Annotated in this window: 5 protein-coding genes and 1 pseudogene; 5 read left to right on the forward strand and 1 reads right to left on the reverse strand. The window is 36.9% G+C overall.

Annotated elements, in window-relative coordinates:
• The first annotated feature begins 326 nt into the window (after positions 1-326).
• The 5 genes from ACLIBG_RS11015 (at position 327) to ACLIBG_RS11035 (ending at position 6,460) form a co-directional block, all read left to right on the forward strand.
• Complete coding sequence (locus ACLIBG_RS11015) at positions 327-1,709, forward strand: aminotransferase class V-fold PLP-dependent enzyme (RefSeq protein ID WP_439312814.1); 1,383 nt, start codon at positions 327-329, stop codon at positions 1,707-1,709.
• Positions 1,710-1,844: 135 nt separating this feature from the next.
• Positions 1,845-3,290 (forward strand): aldehyde dehydrogenase family protein, encoded by a 1,446-nt coding sequence (locus ACLIBG_RS11020; RefSeq protein WP_439312815.1) that lies wholly within the window; start codon positions 1,845-1,847, stop codon positions 3,288-3,290.
• An 84-nt stretch (positions 3,291-3,374) separates the two neighbouring features.
• Positions 3,375-4,553, forward strand: a complete 1,179-nt coding sequence (locus ACLIBG_RS11025) for a pyridoxal phosphate-dependent aminotransferase (protein WP_439312816.1) — start codon at positions 3,375-3,377, stop codon at positions 4,551-4,553.
• A gap of 492 nt (positions 4,554-5,045) precedes the next feature.
• Positions 5,046-5,534, forward strand: coding sequence for an Lrp/AsnC family transcriptional regulator (locus ACLIBG_RS11030; protein ID WP_439312817.1), 489 nt, complete (start codon positions 5,046-5,048; stop codon positions 5,532-5,534).
• A 458-nt stretch (positions 5,535-5,992) separates the two neighbouring features.
• Positions 5,993-6,460, forward strand: coding sequence for a DinB family protein (locus tag ACLIBG_RS11035; RefSeq protein WP_439312818.1), 468 nt, complete (start codon positions 5,993-5,995; stop codon positions 6,458-6,460).
• A 644-nt stretch (positions 6,461-7,104) separates the two neighbouring features.
• Here the strand turns inward: ACLIBG_RS11035 and ACLIBG_RS11040 are convergent.
• A pseudogene (locus tag ACLIBG_RS11040) lies at positions 7,105-8,350 on the reverse strand (IS110 family transposase); the annotation flags it as partial.

Below are 8,350 nucleotides of genomic sequence, written 5' to 3' on the forward strand. Positions count from 1 at the left end.
ATTTTTGTGCGTTTCTTCGTTTTTGAAAAAATAGAAAAAGACAAAAGATGATAACTGCTAATTTTATAAACCTTTGTCTATAATTTCTTTTTTAATATATTAATATTGCACAATATAATTAAAATTCGTATATTACTTGTTAGATTTGGCTTTGTTTATTCATTCAAATATTATTAAATAAATAATATTTCTTAATTTATTAGGCAATAACGCATATAAACCTTTGTTTATTTTATGTTTAACATAAACAACAAAATTATATAGCGTTATTTTTTGTTGTTATGTATAATTATTAATATATTAAAATATTCTGAGGAGGAATTTATATGAGTAACGAATTTAGCCCTGAAGTTCAAAAATATATAGAAAAAGGAGAAAAAATACTTGCGCACCAGGAAAAACGTCGTCAAGAAATGAAAAAGAAAAAATTTGATACTATTGCTGTACACGGAATATATGGAGTAGAGGAAGCGTTGGAGCATCAAGGAAGTTTGCTTGAGCCGACATTTTTTACACCCGCCCAGCAATTTGCGGATTCCAATCATCTAGAGGCTGTAAACGCTTACGTTATGCCTGGGTGGGCATACACACGAATCATTAATCCAACCATTACTTATTTGGAGGAAACGCTTGCACTACTAGAAGGTTACGGATATAAGGGAGATACTGGTGCAGCAGCTTTCAGTTCGGGAATGGCCGCAATCTATATGGCAACAAATCCATTTATAGAAAACCCTGAACCAGGCACGAACATTGTTGTAGATGCAAAGTGTTATGGTGGAACATTTATGCTTCTAAGCCGATACAGTAGAGAAAATGGGATTGAAGTTAGGTGGGTGACAGATTCCGCGAACACTGAAGATTGGGTTCAAAAAGTTGATGATAAGACTCGTTTTGTATATGCAGAAATGCCTTCAAATCCTGGCTTAAGTCTTGTTGATTTGGAAGCAATTGCGGTACTTGCCCATGATCATGGAATTCCATTAATCGTAGACTCAACATTAACAACACCTGCTTTGATGAGACCAATAGCTCTTGGTGCAGATATTGTTGTACATTCTGTAAGTAAAGCAATGGCCGGAAGTGGATCTGCTATTGCGGGAGCCATCATTTCTAAAATGGACATCCCGAGTAAAGTAGGAACGGATGAGATGAAAGCAGATTTTGCAACCTATATTAAGCTTTTATCCAGAAGAGATCACGGGAACAATATTGCTCCAATGAATGCACATTTTGTACTAAATGATTTACGCCACTTACGTGCACGTGTAGATAAAATGAGTAAGAGTGCAATGAAAATTGCAGAATTTCTAGAAACACATGAAAATGTGGAATCTGTTGGTTATCCAGGGCTTAAGTCCAATAGTGGGCATAACTTGGCTAAAAAGTACATGTGGCTTGCAGATGGGTCCGACGATTATGGTCAAGAAGTAAATCGGTATGGATATATGATGAGCTTTAACGTTAAAGGCGGTGTAGAAAAAGCAAAACAAGTCTTTGACCAGTTCAAAATGATTTTTCGCGCAACTGATTTAGGAAGAGTAAAAAGTGTTGCAACACTTCCTGCAGTATCTACTCATCAGCAACAAGGTGACGAAGGACGTGAACTAGCTTCTCTTCCATCAAATCTTGTGCGACTATCTGTAGGAATGGAACATCCGGATGATATCATTGATGATCTTAAACAAGCGCTTGACTCTGTGAAGTAATTTATTCCATTAAACAATACTATTAAATACTCTCTTCTTAACAAGACGGAAAAATTAATAAAGTTTTCCGTCTTGAATGTTTAGAGGGAAATTCCTTACGAAAATATTATTGATAGGAAAGATAGGAGGGCAAATATGTCAACCAGGGTAATGAAAAACCTTAATAAAAAAATGTTGTTGAATGGGAAATGGACTTCAAAAGAAGAGGAAATGGAAATTCGAAACCCGCAAGATAACAGTATAATAGGAACTGTACCGCTGGCAGATGAACGTGATGCAGAAATTGCATTGGAAGCAGCAGTAGAAGGGGCTGAGACGGCAAGATTAATGCCTGTCCATCAAAGGATTTCCATTTTACAAAAGGCATCTGAAGAGATTGAAAGTCGAGTAGAGGAATTTGCCAAAGTTATCGCCATGGAAGGAATCAAAACAATTCGGGAATCCCGTAAAGAAGTTGAAAGATGTGCTGCAACATTGCGTATTTCCTCAGAGGAAGCAAGACAAATAAAAGGGGAAACAATTCCGTTTGATCAACAGCCTGGTTCCGAAAACAAAGTAGGTTATTATACTCGTGAGCCAATAGGTATTATAGTGGCTATTACACCTTTTAATGACCCTTTAAATTTAGTCGCGCACAAAGTAGGGCCGGCGATTGCTGGGGGAAATGCTATTATCCTCAAACCTCATAATGAAACCCCCTTTAGTGCCCTTATGCTTGCAGAGGTTTTTGTTAATGCTGGACTTCCTGAGAATGTCCTTCAAGTTCTAACCGGGCGTGGCAGAGTAATTGGAAAAAAATTGATTACCGATGAACGCGTACGAATGGTTTCTTTTACGGGAGGACGTGAAACGGGTGAAAGTATTATAAAAATGGCAGGATTGAAAAAGGTTAGTATGGAGCTTGGAAGTAATGCCCCGACTATCGTCATGAATGATGCTGACATAGATTTGGCAGTCCCATCAACTGTTAGCGGAGCTTTCTGGGCCGCGGGTCAAAATTGCTTGCACGTACAACGCCTTTTCGTACATGAAGAAATTTATGGAACATTTGTTGACCGTTTTATCACAATGGCCAAGGAGTATAAAGTTGGTGATAAAATGGGTGAAGATACTGATATGGGTCCATTAATTAATGAAAAGGCAGCAAAGAAAGTAGAAGCAATAGTTAATGAAGCGCTAGCCGAAGGAGCCAACCTTTTAATGGGGGGGACTAGAGATGGCAACTTCTATGCTCCAACCCTTATCGAAAATGTACCGTATCATAGCGAATTGAACTCAGAGGAAGTTTATGGTCCTGTAACGATAATTGAAAGCTTCGCACATTTTAATGATGCAGTGAAACGTGCCAATGATGTAGATTATGGACTGCAGGCTGCTATCTTTACCTCCAGTCTTGATACAGCATTTAAAGGAATGTCCGAATTAAGAGTTGGTGGTGTTATGATTAACGATAGTACAGATTATCGTATTGATGCTATGCCGTTTGGCGGAACCAAAGGCTCTGGCTTAGGGCGTGAAGGTGTGCATTTTACAATAATGGATATGACAGAACCAAAAGTTTCTTGCTTTACTTTAAAGTAATGAAATATAAATCACTTTATTCTAGTGCATTTCGATGCAGGGAAAAATAATCTTAATAATTTTATTAGGAGGAACAATAACTCTATGCGAATATTTCAAAGATCTGAAACATTAGATAGGCTTCCTGAACAGTTTTTTGTAAATCTAACAAATAAAGTTCAGGAGCTTGAAGATCAAGGCCACGATGTAATCAACTTGGGACGTGGAAATCCGGATACGCCAACACCAGATCATATTATTAAAGCATTAGAAGAAGCAGCGCAAGATCCTACTAATCACAAATATGCCCCGTTTCGTGGTTTTCCATATTTGAAAGAAGCGGTTGCTAAGTTTTATAAAAGTGAATATGATGTTGAGATCGATCCTGAAAAGGAAGTAGCAGTATTATTCGGCTCAAGGGCTGGACTAATTGAATTAAGTCAGTGCTTATTAAATCCTGGAGATACAGCTTTACTTCCTAATCCCGGATATCCGGATTATGAAACAGGGATTGCATTAGCTAATGCACAAATGGAACGTTTTCCTCTGCTCAAAGAACATAACTTCCTGCCCGACTATGACTCAATGTCCAAGGAAATGCTTGATCGTGCAAAATTAATGTTCTTAAATTATCCTAACAATCCAACTGCTGCAATGGCAACAAAGGAATTTTTTGATGAAACGATCGAAGTTGCAAAAAAACACCAAGTTTGTGTTGTTCATGATTTTGCCTATGGAGCATTTGGATTTGATGGAGAAAAGCCAATAAGCTTTCTTCAATCAGAAGGAGCAAAAGAAGTCGGAATTGAGACTTATACATTATCGAAAACATATAATATGGCAGGTTGGAGGGTCGCATTTGCTGTCGGGAACCCATCTGTAATTGAGCATATTAATAAGTTACAGGACCATTTATACGCGAGTATTTTTGGAGCTGTACAATATGCTGCGGCAGAAGCACTAACAGGTGACCAAAGTGTCGTTAAACAATTAAATGACATGTATGAAAGCCGTCGAAATATCTTCATTAAAAAATTGAATGAAATTGGCTGGAATGTTGAAGGGCCAAAAGGGACGTTCTTTGCATGGTTACCAGTTCCGAAAGGCTATACATCAGAAGAATTTTCCGATTTATTATTAAAAGAAGCTTATGTTGTAACTGCTCCTGGAAATGGATTCGGAAAATCAGGTGAAGGGTATGTAAGAATCGGTTTATTGGATTCAGAAGAAAGATTGGTAGAAGCTGCTGAGAGAATTGGAAAGTTAAATATATTTAAAGGTTAATTTATTTTCATTTGGAAGAAAAATGTGGTTCAACAGATAAGGTTGTCCTATCACATTTTTCTTTTGTTTCTATGTATATTGTAAGAATACCCGGTGTTACAGAAATGATCCGAAAAAAATTAAATACTTCGTTCTATTAAATGTTTGATAAGTTCCAATAAAAAATAATTACTTTGAATTATGAAATAAGTTTACTATAATTAAATTAGTATACAGCCTAGAGATAACATCCTATTTACTTTGTTCATATCGACCCTGCTATCTTGTTAGTCTGGAAATGCGGACTAAAGGATAGGCTAACTTCTTATATTTTGTTTTGACGTCAACTATGGTAAAGAGGCTGTGATGTATATTTAGTATCACTTTTGACGCATAATTTTCCTAGCCCAAACAACCTACAGAATTTCGCTAATATGCTATAGATATGTTTTTTCGTATTGATTTTTTAATTGCACAAGTTAAGTTAAAAAATGATGAGAAGAGGGATTTGTCATGAGGCTACCTGCCAATAAAGATCTAGATGATTTAGATATTAAGATTTTGGATTTGCTACAGAAAGAATCGCAACTTAGTAATGTAGAACTTTCCAGAAGAGTTAGCCTCTCTCCTCCGGCGACACATGCAAGGCTTAAAAGACTTGAAAAAGAAGGATATATTGATCAGTACGCGGTAGTTTTAAGCAAAGAAAAACTAGGATTTGATCTTTTATGTTTTATTTTTATAAACACGAACATGCATCAAATAGAACAGCTAGAACAATTTGAGGAAACAGTCCTTAAAATGCCACAGATTCTTGAGTGTTTTAATTTAACCGGTGAGTATGATTACATGCTTAAGGCCGTACTCCAGAGTAGGGAAGATCTTCATACTTTTATAAGGAAATTAACCTTATTAACAAGTATATCAAAGATCCAAACAAGCATAGTGATGAAAGAAGTTAAATTTTCAACAACATTACCGATACTGGACGAAGGTGAATGACTAAAGGCTAGATCGCTTTTCTATCAAAGAAGCTGACTCCGACCGATTGTATATGATGAGTCTATGCTTTTTGTTTTTCTTTTAGCACCAATATTTCTCGCACTCTATTTTTGTCTTTCGACTACCACATAGATGTTAAAGAACAACATGAGGTTAATCTTTGAATTTAAGTGCAAAAACGTTAGGTTAGGGACAATTTGATATTATTGGAGTCAGACGATCTAGCAAACCATTTCAAGTAAGATAAAATGGTTTGCTTTCTTCTTAAGCGAGGATTCTAGATAAATAAATGTGAGAATGTAAGACCCTCGTTATAAAACTCAAACTTTAAATTCCGTAGAGAATATACAAATAGATCCTATGCCAAAAGTTATTAATATGTAGGAATTTTGGTTACAATGAAAATATAGTTACATATAAATTTTAAGAATCTAAAAATACTTCAAGGGGGATTTTCGATGGATGCAATGGATGAAGTTGTAGAAGGATGGCTGAAGCACCGGCTTGTTGTTCATGATTTAATTAAATTAGTCGATGATGAAAATATGGATTTCAAACCGTGGGATAATGCGGTGACAGTTAGCGAGTTAGCAATACATATTGCCACATCGATGGACATGTTTGTAAAACTGGTTAAAGACGGTGAGTTCACTCCACCCAAAACGGAAAAGGACTATCAGTCAATGGAGGACGTACACGACATTGTTACGAAATATACCGCTAAAACGAAGCGTGATTTGAAATCGCTTAGCAAATCCCATATAACGACAGAAGTGGAGTTTAACAAGGATAAAGCCCCAGGAAGTTTTTGGCTTTCTAATGCAATTGATCATGAGATTCATCATAAGGGGCAACTATTTACTTACGTGCGGATAATTGGTGCAAAAGAAGTGCCGTTTTTCATGAAGCACCCTTCGCAATTATAAAAGTGATCTTCATCGATTTAATCGGTGGGAGATTACTAATGTTTTTACTGTATAAACGTAATTATCTCAAAGTTATATTATAAGAAAAGCGCAAGCGCCCTGTTAAGCCTCAGGCATAGCTTAAACAAGAAATCGTAGTGGCGAATTTTGCCTCGAAGAGTTATTGCTTAAGACCTCGAGGGGCTGGGCGTTTAAGCTAGACAGTTATGAACAACTTTTTATACTCCCTCTATATACTAACGTTTTCTCTTGTTTTCTTTGTTTTTCTTATAATTTTATTTAATTTATGATTTATTAATAACGCTTTAAACGGATTACGAACAAAATTTAATGCAGAAGGGTGCACTTAATAAGCCATCCTTCTCTTTTTGAAAAAAATGGTAATCACTAAGTAATGATCGCACCTTTCATTCCCACAATACTCATGGTGACAAACCCTCCCACATCTCACAGCGTCAATTGCGCATACATTCCTTCGTTCGGTCTATCCATGAAGTGGGGTCGGCGATGCTTTCTGCCAGGGTCGTTGCCCGCTCGTATAAAAATTTGCCGACTGCTCCGTGCTTCAAATGTATGGTATTACTCATTAAAGTAAATAGAAATTCTAAGATGTTTTAGATCTACAATAAAACGTTTTGTTCTAGTTAAGCTACATGTTGTAAATTAAAATGGGGAATATCATTTAACATCTTTTCCGGACTAAATGCTACTTGTTTTTTACCTACAGCGAATAAAATTCGGATTAACTTGCAACATAGCGCAATCAGTGATTGCTTTTTCTTTAGCGGATTTTCTTTTCTTGTCGTAAAATATTCATGCATCGCTTTAAACGCGGGGTTGTGATTAACCAATGGCAGAATAACCTTGAACAACAGGGAACGTAATTTTGGGCGTCCTCTCTTGGTGATTACCGTGCTGCCTTTCCATTTTCCTGACGTGGCCAATTTTAAATTTAACCCTGCTAATTTAATAATTTGTTCCGGATGATAGTAGTTAGCTAAATTGCCTACTTCTGCCAAGAATGCGGCTATCGTGATATCGCCTATCCCCTTAATGTCCGTCATTTCCTTTACACCTGGAATGGTGCTAGTTAATCCTTCTATCATTTCCCACACATCACTAATTTTTTCCTGAAGGAGGGTGTACTGATCCATCAGTGTGTTGATTTTCATCCTTGCCATGGTTTTACCTTCCCGGATACCGATAGAATGACGGGCAACTTCTTTTAATTGTCGGATCTTTTTCAGTCCAACTCCTCTTTTAACCTTTTTACGGATTTCTGTAAGTATTGTCATTTCATCTGTTCCCATGATTTCATCCGGAAACATGCCCATTTTTAATACTTGTATCGATGATTGCCCTTCCCATTTTGCAAAGACTGTTGTATATTCTGGGAAATATCTGTCAATCCATTGGTGAACGCGTCCTTGAACTGCTTGAAGGTCGGTCTTTCATTAATTGGTCATACATATTCATACCCTCACGGAGATCGGCGTATATTCCTTCCGGTAAATTTGGTTCAGAATAGCGTCCATCTTGGATTAAGCGTGAAATGACTCTGGCATCTTTTACATCATTTTTGGTTGGTGAATTATCATCCAACTCTTTTGACTTTTTAACATGTGCTGGGTTTACAACGACTACTTTAAGTCGCTTTTCCATTAGCCAGTAGGCTAATGGCAGCCAGTAATGGCCCGTTGGCTCCATACCGATAATAACATTAGATTTTTTGTGCTGGGCCGTTAATTCATCCATCCAATGAGTGAACGTTTGAAAACCCTCCATTGAGTTTTCAAGGTATAACGGTTTTCCGAATTGAACGCCACGAAAATCCTGCGCACGTGCAACATGAGTTTTCTTAGCGATGTCAACTCCGATAATTAATGTTTT

The organism is Virgibacillus sp. W0181 (assembly GCF_051846915.1).
Classification (GTDB): Bacteria; Bacillota; Bacilli; order Bacillales; family Amphibacillaceae; genus JBPYCR01.